15 protein-coding genes are annotated in these 18,350 nt (G+C 72.1%); 11 read left to right on the plus strand and 4 right to left on the minus strand.

The window, feature by feature from the left end:
• Positions 1–126: 126 nt before the first annotated feature.
• The 10 genes from AV521_RS12100 (at position 127) to AV521_RS12145 (ending at position 12,484) form a co-directional block, all read left to right on the plus strand.
• Positions 127–1,149, plus strand: coding sequence for a CaiB/BaiF CoA-transferase family protein (locus AV521_RS12100; RefSeq protein ID WP_107480887.1), 1,023 nt, complete (start codon positions 127–129; stop codon positions 1,147–1,149).
• Between the two features lie 798 nt (positions 1,150–1,947).
• Entirely contained in the window at positions 1,948–3,558 is a 1,611-nt protein-coding gene (cimA, locus tag AV521_RS12105; RefSeq protein WP_076087395.1) for a citramalate synthase, read from the plus strand.
• A 31-nt stretch (positions 3,559–3,589) separates the two neighbouring features.
• Positions 3,590–4,642, plus strand: a complete 1,053-nt coding sequence (locus AV521_RS12110) for a ketoacyl-ACP synthase III family protein (protein ID WP_256725514.1) — start codon at positions 3,590–3,592, stop codon at positions 4,640–4,642.
• Positions 4,643–4,758: 116 nt separating this feature from the next.
• Positions 4,759–5,772, plus strand: a complete 1,014-nt coding sequence (locus AV521_RS12115; protein ID WP_079249216.1) for an aromatase/cyclase — start codon at positions 4,759–4,761, stop codon at positions 5,770–5,772.
• A complete protein-coding gene (locus AV521_RS12120; RefSeq protein WP_076087399.1) occupies positions 5,759–6,388 on the plus strand; it encodes an antibiotic biosynthesis monooxygenase in 630 nt (209 codons plus the stop codon). The genes AV521_RS12115 and AV521_RS12120 overlap by 14 nt, the downstream gene beginning before the upstream one ends.
• Positions 6,389–6,505: 117 nt before the next feature.
• Positions 6,506–6,694 (plus strand): acyl-CoA carboxylase subunit epsilon, encoded by a 189-nt coding sequence (locus tag AV521_RS12125; RefSeq protein WP_076087401.1) that lies wholly within the window; start codon positions 6,506–6,508, stop codon positions 6,692–6,694.
• Between the two features lie 98 nt (positions 6,695–6,792).
• Entirely contained in the window at positions 6,793–8,514 is a 1,722-nt protein-coding gene (locus AV521_RS12130) for a fatty acyl-AMP ligase (protein WP_256725515.1), read from the plus strand.
• Positions 8,511–10,277 (plus strand): acyl-CoA dehydrogenase, encoded by a 1,767-nt coding sequence (locus tag AV521_RS12135; RefSeq protein WP_076087404.1) that lies wholly within the window; start codon positions 8,511–8,513, stop codon positions 10,275–10,277. The genes AV521_RS12130 and AV521_RS12135 overlap by 4 nt, the downstream gene beginning before the upstream one ends.
• Before the next feature lie 46 nt (positions 10,278–10,323).
• The gene (locus AV521_RS12140; protein ID WP_076087406.1) at positions 10,324–11,583 is read left to right on the plus strand and encodes an acyltransferase domain-containing protein; all 1,260 of its coding nucleotides are present in this window, start codon (positions 10,324–10,326) and stop codon (positions 11,581–11,583) included.
• A gap of 4 nt (positions 11,584–11,587) precedes the next feature.
• A complete protein-coding gene (locus AV521_RS12145) occupies positions 11,588–12,484 on the plus strand; it encodes a 4'-phosphopantetheinyl transferase superfamily protein (protein ID WP_076087408.1) in 897 nt (298 codons plus the stop codon).
• Here the strand turns inward: AV521_RS12145 and AV521_RS12150 are convergent.
• From AV521_RS12150 to AV521_RS12165, 4 genes are all read right to left on the minus strand, one after another.
• Positions 12,422–13,033, minus strand: coding sequence for a DNA-binding response regulator (locus tag AV521_RS12150; RefSeq protein ID WP_076087497.1), 612 nt, complete (start codon positions 13,031–13,033; stop codon positions 12,422–12,424). The genes AV521_RS12145 and AV521_RS12150 overlap by 63 nt on opposite strands.
• Before the next feature lie 48 nt (positions 13,034–13,081).
• Positions 13,082–14,323, minus strand: coding sequence for a sensor histidine kinase (locus tag AV521_RS12155; RefSeq protein ID WP_076087410.1), 1,242 nt, complete (start codon positions 14,321–14,323; stop codon positions 13,082–13,084).
• Positions 14,324–14,410: 87 nt separating this feature from the next.
• Positions 14,411–16,702, minus strand: a complete 2,292-nt coding sequence (locus tag AV521_RS12160) for a TOMM precursor leader peptide-binding protein (RefSeq protein WP_076087412.1) — start codon at positions 16,700–16,702, stop codon at positions 14,411–14,413.
• Positions 16,699–17,004 (minus strand): hypothetical protein, encoded by a 306-nt coding sequence (locus AV521_RS12165; RefSeq protein WP_143658599.1) that lies wholly within the window; start codon positions 17,002–17,004, stop codon positions 16,699–16,701. Before AV521_RS12165 ends, AV521_RS12160 begins: the two co-directional genes overlap by 4 nt.
• 292 nt (positions 17,005–17,296) lie before the next feature.
• Here AV521_RS12165 and AV521_RS12170 point away from each other — a divergent pair, with 292 nt between their 5' ends.
• A complete protein-coding gene (locus tag AV521_RS12170) occupies positions 17,297–18,109 on the plus strand; it encodes an AfsR/SARP family transcriptional regulator (protein ID WP_076087416.1) in 813 nt (270 codons plus the stop codon).
• Positions 18,110–18,350: the final 241 nt, after the last annotated feature.

Raw genomic sequence — 18,350 nt, forward strand, 5'->3', positions numbered from 1 at the left:
GCCGTGGTCGAGTCCGCGCAGAGCTATTCGCGGCCGAGCCGGAACCGAGCGCCCCACGATCCGCCCTCCACCGCCGCCCAGGGAGCTCCCCGCAGCGTTCGGCTCCGGATGGAGGAGGAGCCGCAGATGGCGACGGATACAGGACCACTGCACGGCCTGAGGGTGGTGGAGCTCGCGGCGATCGGGCCCGCCCCGTTCGCCTGCATGATCTTCGCGGATCTGGGGGCCGACGTGGTGCGGATCGACCGGTCCGACGGCGCCCGGTCGTTCGCGGACTGGCACGGGGAACTCGACCGTGGGCGACGGTCGGTGGAGCTGGACCTCAAGGACCCCGGCGATGTCGACTGGCTGCTGCGGCAGCTGGAGCAGTCGGACGTCCTGGTGGAGGGGTTCAGGCCGGGTGTGGCGGAGCGGCTCGGTATCGGCCCGGACGTCTGTCTCCGGCACAACCCCCGCCTGGTGTACGGCCGGATGACCGGCTGGGGCCAGGACGGGCCGCTCGCCCGTACCCCGGGTCATGACATCAACTACCTCGCGCTGACCGGCGCGTTGCACGCCATCGGAGAGGCCGGCGGTCCCCCTGTGCCGCCGGTCAATCTGCTGGGCGACTTCGCGGGTGGCGCGATGTTCCTGGTCGCCGGGGTGCTGGCCGCGCTGTACGAGCGGCAGCACTCCGGCCGGGGACAGGTCGTGGACGCCGCGATCGTGGACGGGGCCGGGGCGATGCTCGGCATGCTGACCGCGATGGCCGACAGCGGTCAGTGGCGGCATGAGCGCGGGGTCAATCTGCTGGACGGCGGCGCGCCCTTCTACACCTGCTACGAGTGCGCCGACGGCGGACATGTGGCCGTCGGCGCGCTGGAGGAGCGGTTCTACCGGGCGCTGCTGGCGGGTCTGGAGCTGGACCCCGAGCGGTTGCCCGACCGGAGTGATCCGATCAACTGGCCTTCGCTGCGGAGGGTGTTCGCCCGCCGGTTCCTCACCCGGAGCCGAGACGACTGGGCCCGCCGCTTCGAGGAGACGGAGGCGTGTGTGACGCCAGTCCTCAGCGTCACGGAGGCCGCCGCACACCCGCACCACCAGGCCAGAGGCAGCGGACCCGCCACCCCGGCGCCGCGCTTCAGCAGGACGCGAGCGGAATTCCACTGACCGCGATCATCCTGCCCGGTGGGCGACAGATCCGCCCGCCATCGCCCCGTAACCCCGTACCGTTCCCCCGAACACCGCCCCCAAGTACGAGGAGAGGCCACATCATGGCCGTTTCGTCCGAACAGGCGCCGTCCATCGAGACGGAGGTGGACAGCGGGACGACGGGCGCGGATCAGACGGCGGGGGACAGGCCGCCGCTCAACCCCCGGCGCTGGGCAGCCCCGCTGGAGCCGCTGCGGGAGCTGGGCGCCGGGTACTCGGCCGTCCAGTGGGCCCTGGTGGCCTACCCGGGTCACCCCGGGCCGGGCGGACCGGATCGCCACGGCCCACCGGACCCGCGCCATCGACCGGGCGGGCGAGAAGGACGCCTCTGGCGTGCCGGTCAGGTGTGCCGTGGAGCCGCGCGACGCGAAGGTGGCGCAGGTCGGTGACTCCTTCACCGACAGCTTCCAGACGCTGCTCAAGGCCTTCACCGGGGTCGTCGGCGAGCCCGAGGCCGCCCCGGCCTCCCGAGAAGGCGCACAGCACGAGATCGCAGGGGCCGGACGGCACACCAGCCGTCCGGCCCCTTACGGGTGTCTCGGCGTCAGCGCCGAAAACGGGCGCGGGACCGTGTCCGTATGCGGCTCCGCCGCGATGGGGGAGCGACCAGCCACAACGAACCCGCAGCCGCCGGACAACCCGTCACACAACCCCCGGCGCGTTCTAGCCCCACTCCGGGCCCCTTCGAGCCACCGGCCGGACTCTTGGCGCAAGCCGCGCAGCGAACCCGCTGCAGGCCGACAGGAAGGAGGGGCGATGGCGCAGCAGAGCTTCCAGCTCTACGACACGACCCTGCGCGACGGCACCCAGATGGCGGGCCTTGCCCTCACCGTCGAGGACAAGCTCGCCATTGCGCGCAGCCTGGACGCCCTCGGCGTGGGATTCATCGAGGGCGGCTGGCCCGGCGCGATACCGAAGGACACCGAGTTCTTCCACCGGGCACGTACCGAACTCGACCTCAGGGCCGCCCTGTTGACGGCCTTCGGCGCCACCCGAAGGCCCGACGTCGCCGTCTCGCAGGACCCGCAGGTGCGGGCGCTGCTTGAGGCGGAGACGCCTGTGGTGACGCTCGTCGCCAAGAGCCACACCGGGCACGTGGACCGGGCGTTGCGCACCACGCTCGCCGAGAACCTCGCCATGATCCGGTCCACCGTGCAGCACCTGGTGCTCGCCGGACGCCGGGTGTTCCTGGACGCCGAGCACTACTTCGACGGGTACGTCACCAACCGTGAGTACGCCCTGGAAGTGGTGCGCACCGCCGCGGAGGCCGGCGCCGAGACCGTCGTGCTGTGCGACACCAACGGCGGTTCGCTGCCGGAGGAGGTGAAGGCCGTCGTCGCCGACACCATCGCCATGACCGGAGCCGCCATCGGCATCCACTGTCACGACGACACCGGCTGCGCGGTCGCCAACACCATGGCCGCCGTGGACGCGGGCGCCGTGCACGCCCAGGGCACCGCCCACGGCTACGGCGAACGCTGCGGCAACGCCAACCTGTTCACCGTCATGGCGAACCTCGTCCTCAAACGGGGCCGTGAGGTGATCCCGCTGGAGCGCCTCGGGGAGCTGGAGCCCACCGGCCGGGTCATCACGGAGGTCACCGGGATCCCTGGCGTCCCCGCGGCCCCCTACGTCGGCGCGGCGGCCTTCACCCACAAGGCGGGCCTGCACGCCTCGGCGCTGCGCGTCGACCCGAGCCTGTACCAGCACATCGAACCGGCCCGCGTCGGCAACACCATGCGCGTCCTGGTCTCCGACATGGGCGGACGGTCCTCCGTGGAGCTGAAGGCCCGCGAGCTGGGCTACGACGTCGGGGCCGGCTCCGAGGCGGTGGGCCGGGCCGCGGCCCGGGTCAAGGAACTGGAGAGCCGCGGCTACAGCTTCGAGTCCGCCGACGCGTCCTTCGCGCTGCTGCTGCGTGCGGAGCTGGCCGGGGACACCCCGCCGACGCCGTTCGGCGTCGAGTCCTGGCAGGTGGCACTGGACGGGGAAAGCGGCGCACGGGCCTCGATGCGGGTGCGTGTCGCGGCGGCGCCGCACACCGCCACCGGCCTCGGCCGGGAGCCCGTGCACGCCCTGGACGCCGCCCTGCACCAGGCCCTGGACCCGGTCTTCCCCGAACTGGCCGGACTGCACCTGACCGGGCACACGGTCCGGGAACTCGCCGGGGACCGTACGACACCGCCCGCGGTGCGGGTCCTGCTGTCGTTCCGGTGCGGCGAGCGGTGCTGGGGCACCGTCGGCGTGGACCGGCACGCGACGGGGGCGGCCCTGATGGCCCTGCTGGACGCCGTCCACTACGTCCTGTCCGACGCGCCGGAGCGGCGCCAGGACGCCGAGAGCCTGGTGGCCGCACCGGCCGGCTGACCTCTTCGAACCCTCTGGAGCGGCTGTGCGTGTGGAAGACATCTACCTGCGGGGGACCGCCGTACGTCTCCCGTCCCGATTGCGCGTCGACGACGCCGTGGCCTCGGGTGAGTGCCCGCCCGGCCTCGTCGCCGCCACCGGCACCGTCTCGGTGGCGTACTCCCCGGACGAGTCCGCCGCCGAGATGGCGGCGCACGCCGCCCGGGCGGCACTGGCCCGTGCGGGCAGCGCCCCGGCCGACGTCGACCTGGTGCTGCACGCGGACACCTACCACCAGGGCCAGGACCTGTGGCCCGTGGCCTCGTACATCCAGCGGGAGGCCCTGGGCAACAACTGCCCGGCCATGGAGATCAGGCAGATGTCGAACGGAGGCCTCGCGGCCCTCGACCTGGCCGCCGCCTACCTCACGGCCGGCCACGGGCACGGTGACGCGCTGCTCACCAGTGCCGACCGCTTCTGCACCCCGGGCATCGACCGCTGGCAGACCGACCCCGGCACGCCCTACGCCGACGGCGCCGCCGCGCTCGTGCTGTCCCGGCGCGGCGGCTTCGCCCGCCTGGTCTCCCTCGCCCTGCACGCCGACCCGTCGCTGGAACCCCTGCACCGCGGCGACGAGCCGTTCACCAGGGCCCCGTTCAGCAACCGGATGCCCGTGGACTTCGAGGAGGCCAAGCGCGCCTTCGTCGGCCGGGTGGGGATGTCGTACGCCATCACCCGGGCGCACGCCGGGCAGCAGACCGTGCTCAAGCAGGCGCTCGCCGACGCGGGCATGGAGCTCGGCGACGCCCGGTGGGTGGTGCTTCCGCACTTCGGGCGGCGCCGGCTGCAGTCCATCTACTACAAGCCATTCGGCATCGAACCGGCCAGCACCACCTGGGAGTTCAGCCGGACCGTCGGCCACCTCGGCGCCGGTGACCAGTTCGCGAGCCTCGATCACCTGCTGGTCTCCAGCAAGGCCGCCCCCGGCGACCGCTGCGTACTGGTGAGTGTCGGAGCGGGATACAGCTGGGGCTGTGCCGTCGTAGAGATCACCGAACGTCCTGACTGGGCCGAGGTCCGGGAAGAGAGTCCCGACGGGTCCTGAAGCCGTGCCCGGCCTGATATGGCCGGTCTCCACCCGCCGTCGAGGTGCGCTCGAGGCGGCTGTGCCACTCTGCTGATCGCCGTCACGGACGGCACGATTCGAAGGAAGGACCCGCCGTGGCGACGACCGTTACGAGCGAGACACCGGACACCGCCCCCCTCGCCGGCACGCATCTGACGGAGCACTCCATCACCGTGGCGGCGCCACCGGAGGCCTGCTACGCGCTGGTGGCGGACGTCGCCTCCTGGCCCCAGGTGTTCGGGCCCACCGTCCACGTCGAGGTGGTCGAGGAGAGCCGGGACGAGGCGGGCACGGGCGAGCAGCTGCTGCGCATCTGGGCGATCGCCAACGAGCAGGTACGCACCTGGACCTCGCGCCGCACCCTCGATCCGCACTCCCGGACGGTCACTTTCCGCCAGGTGGTCTCGGCGGCCCCCGTCGCCTCGATGGGCGGCACCTGGCGCATCGAGGCCCTGGAGAACGGCACGACACGGGTGGTGCTGTTGCACGACTACCGTGCGGTGGGCGACGACCCGGAGGCCGAGCAGCTCATCGAGCGCGCCGTCGACCGCAACAGCGTCGCCGAACTCGCGGCCCTGAAGAACGCGGCGGAACTCGGCGAGTCCACCGACGAGCTCCAGTTCACCTTCAGCGACTCGGTGACGGTCGCCGGGGCCGCCGGTGACGTGTACGCCTTCCTGGACCGCGCCGACCTGTGGCCCGAGCGGCTGCCCCATGTGGCGCGGCTCGCCCTCACCGAGGACGAACCGGGCATCCAGCACATGGACATGGACACCCGCAGTCCGGACGGCTCCCTGCACAACACCACCTCGTTCCGTGTGTGTTTCGAGGACCGCAAGGAGATCGTGTACAAGCAACTGCGGGTACCGGTGGCCATGCGGGTGCACACGGGACGCTGGACCATCGAACCGTCGGGTGACGGGGACACCCTCACCGTCACCTCCTGGCACACGGTGGTGCTCGACCCCGAGGGCGTGCGCGCCGCGCTCGGCGCCGACGCCACGCTCGCCGAGGCCAGGGCCCGGGTCCGCAAGGCCCTGGGGACCAACAGCTCGACCACTTTGCGCCATGCCAAGCAATTCGCGGAGGACCTGCATGCCGGGACGTGATCTCACCGGACCCGTCACGATCATCAACCGTTTCGAGGTCAAGGGCGACACCGACAGGTTCGAGCGGATGTTCCGGGAACACTCCCAGTTCCTGCGCCGGCGCACCGACTTCGACTTCCTGGTGACCGTACGCCTCGCCGACCATCCGCACGTGTACGTCCACCTGGGGCACTGGCGCACCCTGCGTGCCTTCCGCGACACCGTGCACGACGAGACGTTCCTGGGCCATGTCGAGCGTCTGGAACCGCTCGTCGAGACGGAGGTCGACCAGGCAGTCAGCGTCGGCCGGTTGCTGCGGGACAACGCGGGGGTCGGCACCGAGAGCGTCGTCCTGCTGCGCGCCCGGGTCGGCGGGGACTGGCGCGCCTTCGAGCGGCGGTTCGCCCGTCTCACCGACTGTCTCGGCGAGGCGGACGGCTTCGGCGGCAGCGACCTGCTGCGCTCCTTGCTGCGCCCCGCGCTCTACACCGGCGTGCTGTGGTTCCTGGACGCCGAGTCGCTGGAACGGGCCCTGGACAGCGAGCCGGTCCAGTCCGCCCGGCAGGAGCTGGAGCGAGGCGCCGAGGTCGTGCTGGAGCGGACCCGGCACGTGGCCTACGAACGCGTGATCGACTGATCGCAACCCCCAGGGGCGGGCGCCCCAGCGGTAACCGAGCCGAGGACTCCCTGGTCCTCGGCTCGGTCGCGTTCGGGACGCGAGGGCGGCTCTAGGTGGTGCATGCACGCTGGTGGCATGACCGACGAGACGCACATCACCGTGGTGCGCGGCCGGCCCGATGCCGCCGAACTGGCAGCGGTCACCGCCGTGTTGCTCGCCCTGTCCCGCCGTGACCGGGAGCCGGACCAGGAGGCGAAGACGGCGTACGCGGACTGGACCGTCCGTAACGCGGGGCACCGGGTGCCGCCCTGGCCGGGGAGATGACCGGCGGACCGCGACCACCTGTCGCCCCGGCGTACGCGAGCGACATCACCACACGAAAGGGGAGGGCGTTGACCGGCCAACGGACATTCACCGACATCGTGCGGAGCAGAGTCGTCGAGTCACCCGACCGTGAGGCGCTGATCCTCCTCACCGAGCAGGACGGAACGCTGCGGCCGGAGACGCTCTCCTACGCCGAACTCGACCGGGCCGCACGGACGGTGGCCGCCCGGATCGGACGCCACGTGGCGCCAGGCGAACGGGTCCTGATCCTGCACGAGTCTCCCAGGCTGTTCGGCATCGGCTTCCTCGCCTGCCTCTACGCGGGCGTGATCGCGGTGCCCGCCGCGCCCCTCGGCGCCCTCGGCCGGCCCGAGGAACGCATCACGGGCATCGTCAAGGACTCCGGCGCCGGTTGTGTGCTCACCTCGCTCGCGGAGGCCCTCGACGTCACCCAGCTGCTGGCCCGCACCGGACACGGGCGCGTCACCTGCATCCCCACCGACGCCGACATCACGGACGCCGTGGATGCCGTGGACGGCGGGCAGCCCTGGCAACCGCCGCGGCGGGAACCCGACGACGTGGCGTTCCTGCAGTACACCTCCGGCTCGACCCGCGAGCCCCGCGGGGTGATCGTGACGCACCGCACGCTGCTCGCCAACCACCGGGCGATCCACGCGGCGCTCGGCACGGTGCCGGGCAGCCGGATCGGCGGATGGCTGCCGCTGCACCACGACATGGGCCTGATCGGCCAGTTGCTGCACGCCCTGTGGCTCGGCGGCACCGCCGTCCTGCTCTCCCCGGTCGCCTTCGTCAAGCGCCCGGCGCACTGGCTTGAGACCATCTCGCGCTACGGACTCACCGTGAGCGGCGCCCCCGACTTCGCCTACGACCTGTGCGTGCGCCGGGTCAACGACAGCCAGCTCGCCGGGCTCGACCTGTCCGGCTGGCAGGTCGCGGTGAGCGGCGGCGAACCCGTCAACTCCGCCACCATGCGGGCCTTCGCCGACCGGTTCGCCGCCGCGGGCCTGCGCGCCGAGGCGCTCGTGCCCGCCTACGGCCTGGCCGAGGCGACGCTGTTCGTCAGCGGTGACCGCGCCACCTGCGCGTTCGGAACCCACGCGCTGCCCGCGCCGCCGGCCGCCGCCGCGCCGGAGCGCGAGGCCGTGGCCTGCGGCCGGCCCGCGGGCGTCGAGGTGCGCATCGTCGACCCCGGCACCGGCAGGGCGCTGGAGGACGGCCGGGTCGGGGAGATCTGGGTGCGCGGCGAGTCGGTCTCGCCCGGCTACTGGGGCAGCCCCAGGGACAGCGCCGACGTCTTCGACGGGCGGATCAAGGACGGCGAGGGCGGCTATCTGCGCACGGGCGACCTCGGCGCCCTGGTCGGCGGGCGGCTGTGCGTGACCGGCCGGATCAAGGACGTGATCGTGGTGGCGGGACGCAATCTGTATCCGCAGGACCTGGAACGCACGGTGCGCGAGGTCAGCGCCCTGTTCGGCTCCGGCACCGCGTTCGGGGTGCCCGGCGAGCGCGAACACGTCGTCGTGGTCCAGGAGTTGCGGGGCCGCAGCCGCTACGGCGTCGACCTGGCCGAACTCACCGCCGGCGTGCAGCGGCGGCTGAGCGAGCAGTACGACGTCGTCCCGAGCGGTGTCCTCCTGGTCCGCCCCGGCACGGTCCGGCGCACCACCAGCGGCAAGCTGGAACGGGCCGCCATGCGCCGGATGTTCCTCAACGGTGAACTCACCGCACTGCACCAGTGGGTCGACCCGGAGGTCGAACGGCTGGTGCGGCGCGGCACGCCACGAAAGGGTCCGCGATGACGACGCCGCCCGGCCCGCAGGGACGGATCGACGCTCTGGAGGCCGCCCTCGGCCCCCTCGACGATCCCGCGAACCCGCTCGGCGCCGCCGCGCTGCTCGCCGCCGACGCGGCGGGTGAGCCGGTGTCCGGTGCCGAGCGGGTGCTCGACGTGTTCGGGCTGAACGCGGAGTTCGTCCCCGCCGAACTGGGCGGGCGGCTGTGGCGCATGGACGTCCTCGGCCGGCTCCTTCGCCCGCTGTTCCGCCGGGACGCCTCTCTGGGCTTCGGATACGGCCTGAGCTGCTTCTTCGCCGCGGTGCCGGTGTGGACCGCGGGCAGCGCCGCACAGCGCCGCTTCGTCGCCCGGCTGCTGCTGGGCGGCGACCGTGTCGCCGTCGCACGGCACGAGGTGGCGCACGGCAACGACTTCGTCCGCGACGAGCTGACCGCCCGGCCCGCCGCCGGCGGCCTGTCGGTGAGCGGCAGCAAGACCGCGATCGCCAACGCGGCCCGCTCCCGCGGTCTGGTGGTCTTCGCCCGCACGGCGGCCACGCAGAGCGGCGGCCGCAGCCACTCGGTGCTGCTCCTGGACCGTGCCGCCCTGCCCGCCGACCGGATCACCGACACCGGGCGGCACTCCACCACCGGGATGCGCGGGGCCGAGTTCGGCGGCCTCGCCTTCACCGACTGCACCGTGCCCGACGACGCGGTGCTCGGCCGGGTCGGCGACGGCTATGAACTGTCGCTGCGCTCCTCCCTGTTGATCCGCGGGCTCATCCCGTCGATCGTGCTCGCCGGTGTCGACACCGCGCTGCGCACGGTGGCCGCGTTCGCCACCCGGCGCCGCGCCGACGGCCGCTCCTCCCTCGACGTACGGCATGTGCGGGACGTGCTCACCGGCGCCTTCCTCGACCTGCTGCTCATCGACTGCCTGGCCCTGGTCGCCACCCGGGCGCTGCATCTGCTGCCGCACCAGATGAGCGTGTACGCGGCGTCCGCGGCCTATCTCGCGCCGCGGCTCGCCGCCGAGACGATGGACGAGATGGCGGCGGTGCTCGGCGAGGAGAGCTTCGCGGTGAGCGGCACGTACGGGATGTTCCAGAAGCAGCTGCGCGACCTGCCCGTCACCTCGCTCGGCCACGCCGGCAGCGCGGGCCGCCAGGTCAGCATCCTGCCGCAGCTGCCGCACTTCGCCCGGTACGCCTGGTTCGCGGAACGGGAGGCGCCCGCCGCGCTGTTCCGGCCGCACGAGGACCTGCCGCCGCTGGACCTGCCACGCCTGTCCCTGCTCTCCGGCAGTGATCCGCTGGCCGCGACCCTGGTCGCCTGCACCGAATGGCTGGAGTCGGCCGACCTCACCGTGCCGGGACGCGAGGACTGGCCGCTGCTGCGCGCGCTCGCCCGGGCGTTCACCGGTGAACTGCGCGAGCTGGCCAAGGCGTTCGGCGAGATCGAGCCCGGCGACCGGGCCACGCTGGCCAGCCCGCACAACTTCGCGCTCGCCGACCGCTACACCCTGGTCGTGGCGGCGGCGGCCTGCCTGGGGACCTGGCGCGCGCAGACCGGCGCTCCGTCCGACGCGTTCCTGGCCAATCCGGCCTGGGCGTCCGCGGTGCTCCACCGCCTCGCCCGGCGCCTCGGCCTGCCCATGCCCGATCTGCCCCAGGACCGGGCGGGCGGGGGCAGCCCCGTCGCCGCGTGCGAACAGCGCGTGCTCGCCGAGGCGCTGGACCGCCTGCACGGCCGCCGCAGCTACGACTTGTACGGCTCCGCGCTGGCCTGATCCGCCGGCGGAGGTATCCACCCGAGCCCGAGATGGAGCACCGACCATGTCTGAACCCCAGCACGACGACGCGCACGACGACTCCTTCGGCGCGACCCAGCGCGAATGGCTCACGGAGCGGCTCACCCACTACCTCGGTGTGCCGGTGGACGAGAGCGTGCCGTTCCACGAGTACGGAGGCTTCGACTCGGTGGCCGCGCTCAGCCTCTACGGCGACATCGAGGAGGAGTTCGGTCCGGTGATCGACCCCACGGACATCGAGACGTATCCCACCGTGCGCGAGCTGGCCCGGTACATGGCCCAGCATGACCCGCGTCCGGCGGGCGGCGGCCTGGTCCGGGCGGCCTTCGTGTTCACCGGACAGGGCTCCCAGCACCCGGGCATGACCTCCGGTCTGTACTGGAACTGCACGGGCTACCGCGCCCATCTCGACCAGGCCGCCGCCGAGTTGCTGCCCTACACCGGGACGTCCGTGGTGGAGCTGATCCTCGGCAACGACCCGCGGATCCACCAGACCGCGTTCACCCAGCCCGCGCTGTTCGCCGTCGAGTACGCCCTGGCGCAGACCCTGCGGGAGGAGGGCGTGACTCCGGTCGCCGTCCTGGGCCACGGCATCGGCGAGTTCGCGGCGGCCGCCGCCGCGGGCGCCCTGTCGTTGCCCGACGCCGCCAAGCTGGTCGCGCTGCGCGGCGCCTTCATGCAGTACCTGCCCTCCGACGGCGGCATGATGGCCACCTGCGCGGCCCCGTTCGAGGCGGCCGAGCTGGTCGCGTCCGAGCCGGGCGTCGGCATCAGCGCCATCAACGCCGCCAAGGCCACCGTGCTCTCCGGCGATCGCGCGGGGCTTGAGCGCATCCAGGAGCAGTTGGAGAGCCGGGGCATCGCCTGCCGGCATCTGACGGTGACCCACCCCTTCCACTCGCCGCTGATGGCCCCCATGGTGCCGAAGTTCGACGCCGTGGCCCGCCGGGTCGCCGGCGGCGCCGCCCGGGTGCCGTTCTACTCCACCCTGTACGGCCGGCTGACCACCGAACCGCTCTACGGGGCGTACTGGAGCGAGCAGATCACCTCGCCCGTCCGCTTCGCCGACGCCGCCCGGGCGATGCTCGCCCAGCAGACCCCCACCCATGTCGTGGAGATCGGACCCCGGGTGGTGCTCACGCCGTTCCTGCGCCGGATGGGCGGCAGCGAGGGCCCGACCTGCCTGGCGGTGTGCCGCGGTCCGGAGAGCGACGCGGTGGATCTGGCCGGGGTGATCTCGGCACTCGACGCGGGACCGCTGGCGGCGGCGCTGGCGGGGGCGTGAGCCGATGACGACGATCGGCCGGCCGCTGTGCGCGCCGGGGCCGGAGAGCCCTTGGGAGCGGGTGCACGAGGAACTGGTACGTACTGGCAGCGTCCTGGTGTACGGCAGGATGCCCGGCTGGCAGCCGGAGGCCGGCGCGGCGGACCTGCGTCTGCTCCTCGGCCGTGACTGGGCTCGTTACGAGAAGTTCGGCCGGGCCGGCATGCGAGAGCGCTTCCTCGCCTCCCGGCTGTTTCTGCGGTACACCGCCGCGGCGGCCGTGCAGACACTGCCGCACCTGGTGGACGTGGCGTATCTGCCGGGCGGCCGCCCCTATGTGCGCGGTCTGGACCAGATCGACATCAGCCTGAGCCACACCGACGAGACGATGGTCGTCGGCGTCACCCGCCGGGGCCGGATCGGGGTCGACGTGGAACGCGCGGACCGGCGGCTCGCGCACACCGGTTCCGAGGCGCAGGCCTGCACCCCGTTCGAGAAGCGGCACCTGGACCGGGACGCGGAGAGCGCCCGCAACGACACGATGGTGCGGCTGTGGACCCTGAAGGAGGCCTACAGCAAGGCGCTCGGCCAGGGCCTGCGGTTCCGTTTCACCGAGTTCGGATTCGCCCTGCACGGTGCGTCCGGCGCCCGGCTGGTGCGTCCCGACGGTTCCGCCACCGATGACGGCGGCTGGACGTTCGGGACCTTTGACGTCGGCGGCAGCCATGTGGTGAGCGTCGCGGTGTTCGACGACGGGTTCGGGGAGCTGTCGGACGTCTCGGTGGGGACGACGCTGCACGAGGGGCTGCTGGACGCGCTGTACGGGGCGATCGGCGAGGAGCTGCCCGGCCCGGCCGGTTCAGGGAATCCAGCCGGCGTCCTCGGCGATGCGGATGGCGTCGACACGGTTGCGGGCGCCTAGCTTGCCGACGACCGAGGTGAGGTAGTTACGGACGGTGCCCTTGGTGAGGTAGAGACAGCCGGCGATCTCGGCGGCATCGGCTCCCCGGGCCGCCAGCCGCAGCACCTCCATCTCCCGGCGGGACAGCGGATTGTCCGGGTAGTCCCAGGCGGTCAGGGCGAGTTGGGGGTCGACGACACGTCCGCCCATCGCCACGGAACGCACGGCGCTGGCGAGCTGGTCCGGAGGGGAGTCCTTCAGCAGGAAGCCGGACACATGGGCCGACATGGCACGGCGCAGGGTGCCGGGCTTGCCCAGGCTGGTGAGGATCAGGGAGCGGCAGCTGGGGAGTTGTTCATGCAGGTCGGCGGCGGCCGTCAGACCGTCCATGCCGGGCAGGTCGACATCGATCACCGCCACGTCGGGCCGGACCTCGAGTGCGGTGCTGACGATCGTGTCGCCCCGCTCCACGGTGGCGATGACCTTGAGATCGGGCTCGAGTTCCAGCAGGGCGACCAGCGCGCCGCGGATCATGTGCACGTCCTCAGCGAGCAGGACAGTGATGGACAGCACCTGTTACCTCCCCCAGGCAGCGGTGGCTCGTCTGATCAGCCCTGTTCAGGCTGCGGACCTCTCGGCGTCCGGCGCGTCGGCGGCCGTGCCCGCGGGGGCCTCGCCCTTGCGCGGCTGGAGCGGGGCCCGTGCCACGAGGCGGAACAGGCCCTCCTCGTCGACGCCGGCCGTCAGCTCCCCGCCGATGGCGGTGAGCCGAGTCCGCAGATTGCCCAGACCGCTCCCCCCACCGGAACGCGTTTCAGGCTCCCCCCCGTTCGCCACTCCGTCGTTGACCAGCGTGAGAAAGACCGCTTCCGTCTCGCTGGTGGCCTTGATGGTACATACCTCGGCCTTGCTGTGCCGAAGGATGTTGGTGACTCCTTCCCGCAACGCGGTCGCGAGGACCGTGTCGACCACAGGATGCAGCCGTTCGACCCGCACGTCGACCTCCGTGCGGACATCGGCCGACATCAGAACCCCCGCGGCCGATTCTGCCTCGTCGCGCAGCGACATGTCCCGGTAGCCGCGCGAGACCAGGCGTACATCGGCCAGGGCCTGCCGCGCGACGAGCAGCAGGGACGTGGTCTCGTCCGCGGCCAGCTCCGGCCGGGTGGGTATCAGCCGGTTCACCAGCTCGCCCTTGAGCGTGATGGTGGACAGGCTGTAGCCGAGCAGGTCGTGCAGGTCCCGGGCGAAACGGAGGCGTTCCTGGGTTACGGCCATGCGGGCCAACTGCTCGCGGGTGTCGTGCAGTTCCGTGACGAGGTCGGTCAGCCGGGTGAGGCCGTAGATGACGAGCCCGGCCAGAGTGACGGAGCTGAAGACATAACCGCTGTACAGGCCGCCCGAGCCCTTCAGGAGCGGATACACCGGGGAGGCGGCCACGACCGCCCCGAACATCGGCCATGCGACACGGTTGGGCAGGGTGAGCAGGATGGTTGCGGCGAGCGGCCCCTGCATGCTGCCCCAGTCGAGGCCGAACCAGGCGGCGGGCAGGTACGTCAGGACGGCCTGCACCCCGAGGGTGACGAGCCGCCACCGCAGGGGCCAGGTGCGGGCCGCGGGCGAGGCGAGGGCGAACTGCACGCCGAACTCGAGCAGGACGATGCAGACACAGACCGTCAGCTTGGTGGTGCTCGCCCCTCCGGTCTGCAGCACGTTCAGGATGATGATGGAGCAGTAGCAGATGAGCACGAGCAGCACGATCGCGCGAGCGAGGCGAGGAGCCAGGGCCAGACGGCTCGATGTCGGCGGGGAATCCCCTGCGCCCCCGCTACTTTCCATGCTCCGGAAAGTGTCCGGCATCGGTGACCTCCTTGCCCGGGGACATGGCGCAAGGCATGGTATGGGCATGACTGGACAGCGGCCAGTGATGGCTGTAATTAGCCGGTTTCACACGAACAACGGAATCGGATTGAGGTCATCGTAACGCGTCGCGCGCGTGACGTGGCCGAGTGCCACGGGGACGTCGTAGAGACGTCCGGGCGCGAACCTGGCCCAGAAGTGACGCATCCCTGGAACGATCACCTTGACCACGGGAAGCCGCACGTCAGGTCGGGTCTGATCGAGGACGAGCAGTTCCATGCCCCGCTCACGCACCAGACCCTCGGCCACGGTGAGGTCGCCGAGCAGATCCTGGCGCGGTTCGCACACGTAACTCGCGGGCGCAAGCGGCGACTCGGCCGGGTCCGGCATGAGATATGGCTGATTCCGGGTGGTCGCTTCCGTCCACCAGGAGGCCAGCTCCGGGTGGACGGAAGCGAAGTCGGTGTCCACTTCCGCTTCCACGTCCGGCGGTGGCAGCAGCTGTGCCATCTCGGTCACCGCGCGACGCAGTGCCGTACGCGCGTCGAAATGCGCGCCGAACCCGAAGCAAATGCGCCGTGGCGTTCCGTCGTCGCGGTTACGGCAGGAGACGGCCGCCATGACCGGAATGCCGAAGTCCGCGGTGAGGTCGAGGACCCACAGGTCTCGGCCCAGCCTCGCGTACGCCGCTCGGACCCCGGCCAGCCAGGGCTCGTCGAAGGCGTCCAGGTCGACGGCGGGCCGACGGGTGCGGTTGTACCACCACAGGGCCACCGCGTCGCGCTCGACCACTTCGAGGAAACCCTGCAGCGTGGCGTCCTCGAGACTGCTTCCGGCCGCGTTGCCGTTGGAGTCCGCCCACGGCACCGACGGCCCCGACGGCCGCCGGCCGGGTGCGGAGCCGAAATACAGCATCGAGGTGGGCAGCAGACGGTGGGTGCCCGCGGTCACCGACCACACGGGCGTCCACTCCGTAGGGGCGTGCGGGTCGAAAGGCGGCGGTACCTGCTGGAACGCGGCGGCCGACCGGTTCCAGCGCTCTCGCTGAGCGAACTGCCGATCCGCGTACAGCTGGCAGGCGTTGGGATGCAGTGCCTTCTCGCCGAGCCCCGCGAGGGTGTCGACGACGACCGGCTCGTCCCCCTGGCGGGTCGCGCTGTAGCGCTCGACCGCCTCGCACAGCGCGCCGACCTCGGCCTCCAGCGGCGTGATCCCCTTGCCGCCGCTGTGGCTGCGCAGCCCGTGCCGCAGCGCGGCGAGCGAGTCGGCGCGCAGCGCGGGATTGCGCCCGGCGACATAGTGGTTGAGGCCCTCGGGAGTGGCCGGGGCGGGCCGCAGCTCGGGCACCACACCGGTGAGCGGATCGACCAGGTGCCGGTAGCGGGAGAGCACGCTCTCGGGCGGCAGGGCCCGGTGGCCGCCGCCCGCCGTGGCCGATTTCAGGCGCGAGACGAAGACCACCGGGCGTCGCGCGCTCGCCGCCGCCAGACCGGGATCCCCGCACGCGGGGCACTGGGGGCGCCGGGTCACCGGGTGGTGGCGCGTGCGCAGGGCGCGGGTGTCCAGCGTGCACAGGGCGGCCTGCTCGGCGTAGCGCATCCCGGCGACCCACTTCATCGTCTCCAGCACGGCGCTCTGCAGCCCCAGTGTGCGCACGGACGCCAGGTAGGCCCGCGGAAGCGGCACCGGGCCGGGTAGCCCGAGTACCCGCTGCACCGGCGCCTGAGTGGCGCGGTGTCCGCGCAGCCGGTGCGTGAGGCACCACCAGCAGGCCTGGTCGGGGATGCCGAACACCGGGCCCACCCAGGCCTCGACACCGCACGGCTTGGCGAGCAGCCAGGGCCGCCCCGCGGCCCGGTGCCGTGCGTCCACGTCGGCCAGCGCCGGGTCCAGATAGTCGTCGCACATGACCAGCGTGAACGCGGCGGACGCATCGTCGTCGGCCAGGGTGAGACCGGAGGCGAGGCACTCCTCGCGGACGGGACCGGGATCCGTTCCGCCCAGCACCAGCAACTGCACCGGCGTGCCGCGCAGCGCCGCCTCCGCACCGGCGCCGCTCAGACCCGACAGTTCCCAGTACGCCTCGGCAGCGGCATCCGCCGACGGAGCGCGGTACCCGATGAGTTGGGCTTCCGCGAGGGCGGCGATCGTCCGGCCCGCCGTGGCGACGTCCACCACGGCCGCGGCCTCCCGGATGACGGCCTCCAGGGTCCGGGTCCCGTCGAGCAGCGGGGCGATGGCCTCGACATGCGGCCCGTGCAGGGCGGTCGTGCCGCACTCCGACAGCAGATACACGGCCTCTCCGCCGACGACCTCGACGCGCAGGTGAGGCTTGAATCCCACCTGCGGTTCCGCGGCGGGCAGCGGGGATCGGCTCATGCGGTGGCGGCCGCGGAGCCGGCGAGCGGGTGCTGCTGGCCGCACAGCCAGCTGTTGTAGCTGACGGTCGTGTCCCCCCGGTCAAGGTCCTCCAGCACAAACGGCTTTACTCCGGCCTCTGCCAGGTAGACGGGTTCCGACGCCACCACCCCGAACTCCGCGAGGACCGAGACGGGGTCGGTGAGGTAGCGCTCGGCCAGCTCGGGTTCGAGCCCTGCCCGGGCCGTGAGGAGTGCGATGCGGTGGTCCTGCGCGGACGTTCCGGCCAAACGGGCCGGGGCGGGGATGGTCAACGTGCTCATGGAACCCTCCAGAGTCATGAGTGTTGAGAAGCGCTGCGAATCGGGAATTCGTTCGGCGTCCCGCGTCATCGAATTCTGGAGGGCGCTGTTTCAAGCCGCACAGTGTGGCGGTCACCACCGCGGTATGACATTTTCATAGGCCTCTTCATGACCCGCACACTGTGGCTCGAACCCGGCTGCTGCGAAGCTTTTGCCTTGCTCGGGAGGCGGTGACCGCCGGCCCGTCGGCCGACGGCACCGCCCGCGTAAGACGGGGGCGGGCACCGCCCGCGCGAGACGGGAGAGTGATCACATGGACATCAAGGTACTGGGTCGGCTCACTGCGGAACTCAACGGCGTGTCGGTGGTGCCGAGTGCCGCCAAGCCGCGGCAGATTCTCGTCCTGCTCGCCCTGCAGACCGGACGCGTCGTCACCGTGCCGACGCTGATGGAGGAGATCTGGGGCGAGGACATACCCCGCAGCGCCGCCACCACCCTGCAGACCTACATCCTCCAGCTGAGGCGCAAGATAGCGGCCGCCCTGGAGGGCGACACGAGCCGGCAGCCGAAGGACATCCTCGTCACCCAGCACGGCGGCTACCTCCTGGAGGTGCAGCCGGGGCAGATCGACGTGCAGGAGTTCGAGCAGCTGTGTGCCTCCGGCCGGGACGCCCACGAGGCGGCCGACTACCGGACCTCCGCCGAACTGCTGCGCAGGGCCCTGGACCTGTGGCAGGGGCCGGCGCTCGTGGACGTACCGGTGGGCAGTGTGCTCGAACTGGAGGCGCTGCGGCTCGAAGAGGACCGGATGGCGGCGCTGGAGCTGCGTATCGAGGCCGACCTGCGCCTCGGACGGCACGCCGAGATCGTGCCCGAACTGCGGGTACTGGTGGCCAAGCACCCCATGCACGAGAACTTCTGCGCGCATCTGATGACCGCGCTGCACCGGTCGAACAAGGCCTGGCGGGCCCTGGAGGCGTACCAGCGACTGCGCGGTTCGCTCGTCGAGGAGCTCGGCCTGGAGCCGTCGCCCCGACTGCAGCGGCTGCACCAGTCGATCCTCTCGGCGGACCCGGCACTGGACACCGACCTGCACCACCCGGTCCCCTTCTCCACAGCAGGCTGAGCCGACGGCCCCCGTCCGCGGCTCCTGCCGATGGCAGGCCCGGTCGGTCGAATCCGCGGCACCTGCGAGTGGCATGCCGGGTCGGCTGTCCGCTCCCGGCGGTCGGCCGGGTCCGCGCCCCGCGGCTCCTGTCCGTGGCCGACACGGCCGGCTGCCGCCCTTCCCACAACCGGCCCAGTCCGCCCGCCCTTCCCGGCGGTCGGCTCAGTCTGCCCGCCTCTCCCGGTGGTCGGCTCAGTCT

The sequence above is a fragment of the Streptomyces sp. IMTB 2501 genome, assembly GCF_001953885.1.
Taxonomy (GTDB): domain Bacteria; phylum Actinomycetota; class Actinomycetes; order Streptomycetales; family Streptomycetaceae; genus Streptomyces.

What these genes read in the sequence shown, in the direction of transcription:
- AV521_RS12100 (WP_107480887.1), top strand. Translation starts at nt 127, where the DNA reads ATGGCGACGGATACAGGACCACTGCACGGCCTGAGGGTGGTGGAGCTC.
- cimA (WP_076087395.1), top strand. Translation starts at nt 1,948, where the DNA reads ATGGCGCAGCAGAGCTTCCAGCTCTACGACACGACCCTGCGCGACGGC.
- AV521_RS12120 (WP_076087399.1), top strand. Translation starts at nt 5,759, where the DNA reads ATGCCGGGACGTGATCTCACCGGACCCGTCACGATCATCAACCGTTTC.
- AV521_RS12125 (WP_076087401.1), top strand. Translation starts at nt 6,506, where the DNA reads ATGACCGACGAGACGCACATCACCGTGGTGCGCGGCCGGCCCGATGCC.
- AV521_RS12135 (WP_076087404.1), top strand. Translation starts at nt 8,511, where the DNA reads ATGACGACGCCGCCCGGCCCGCAGGGACGGATCGACGCTCTGGAGGCC.
- AV521_RS12140 (WP_076087406.1), top strand. Translation starts at nt 10,324, where the DNA reads ATGTCTGAACCCCAGCACGACGACGCGCACGACGACTCCTTCGGCGCG.
- AV521_RS12145 (WP_076087408.1), top strand. Translation starts at nt 11,588, where the DNA reads ATGACGACGATCGGCCGGCCGCTGTGCGCGCCGGGGCCGGAGAGCCCT.
- AV521_RS12155 (WP_076087410.1), bottom strand. Translation starts at nt 14,323, where the DNA reads ATGCCGGACACTTTCCGGAGCATGGAAAGTAGCGGGGGCGCAGGGGAT.
- AV521_RS12160 (WP_076087412.1), bottom strand. Translation starts at nt 16,702, where the DNA reads ATGAGCCGATCCCCGCTGCCCGCCGCGGAACCGCAGGTGGGATTCAAG.
- AV521_RS12165 (WP_143658599.1), bottom strand. Translation starts at nt 17,004, where the DNA reads ATGAGCACGTTGACCATCCCCGCCCCGGCCCGTTTGGCCGGAACGTCC.
- AV521_RS12170 (WP_076087416.1), top strand. Translation starts at nt 17,297, where the DNA reads ATGGACATCAAGGTACTGGGTCGGCTCACTGCGGAACTCAACGGCGTG.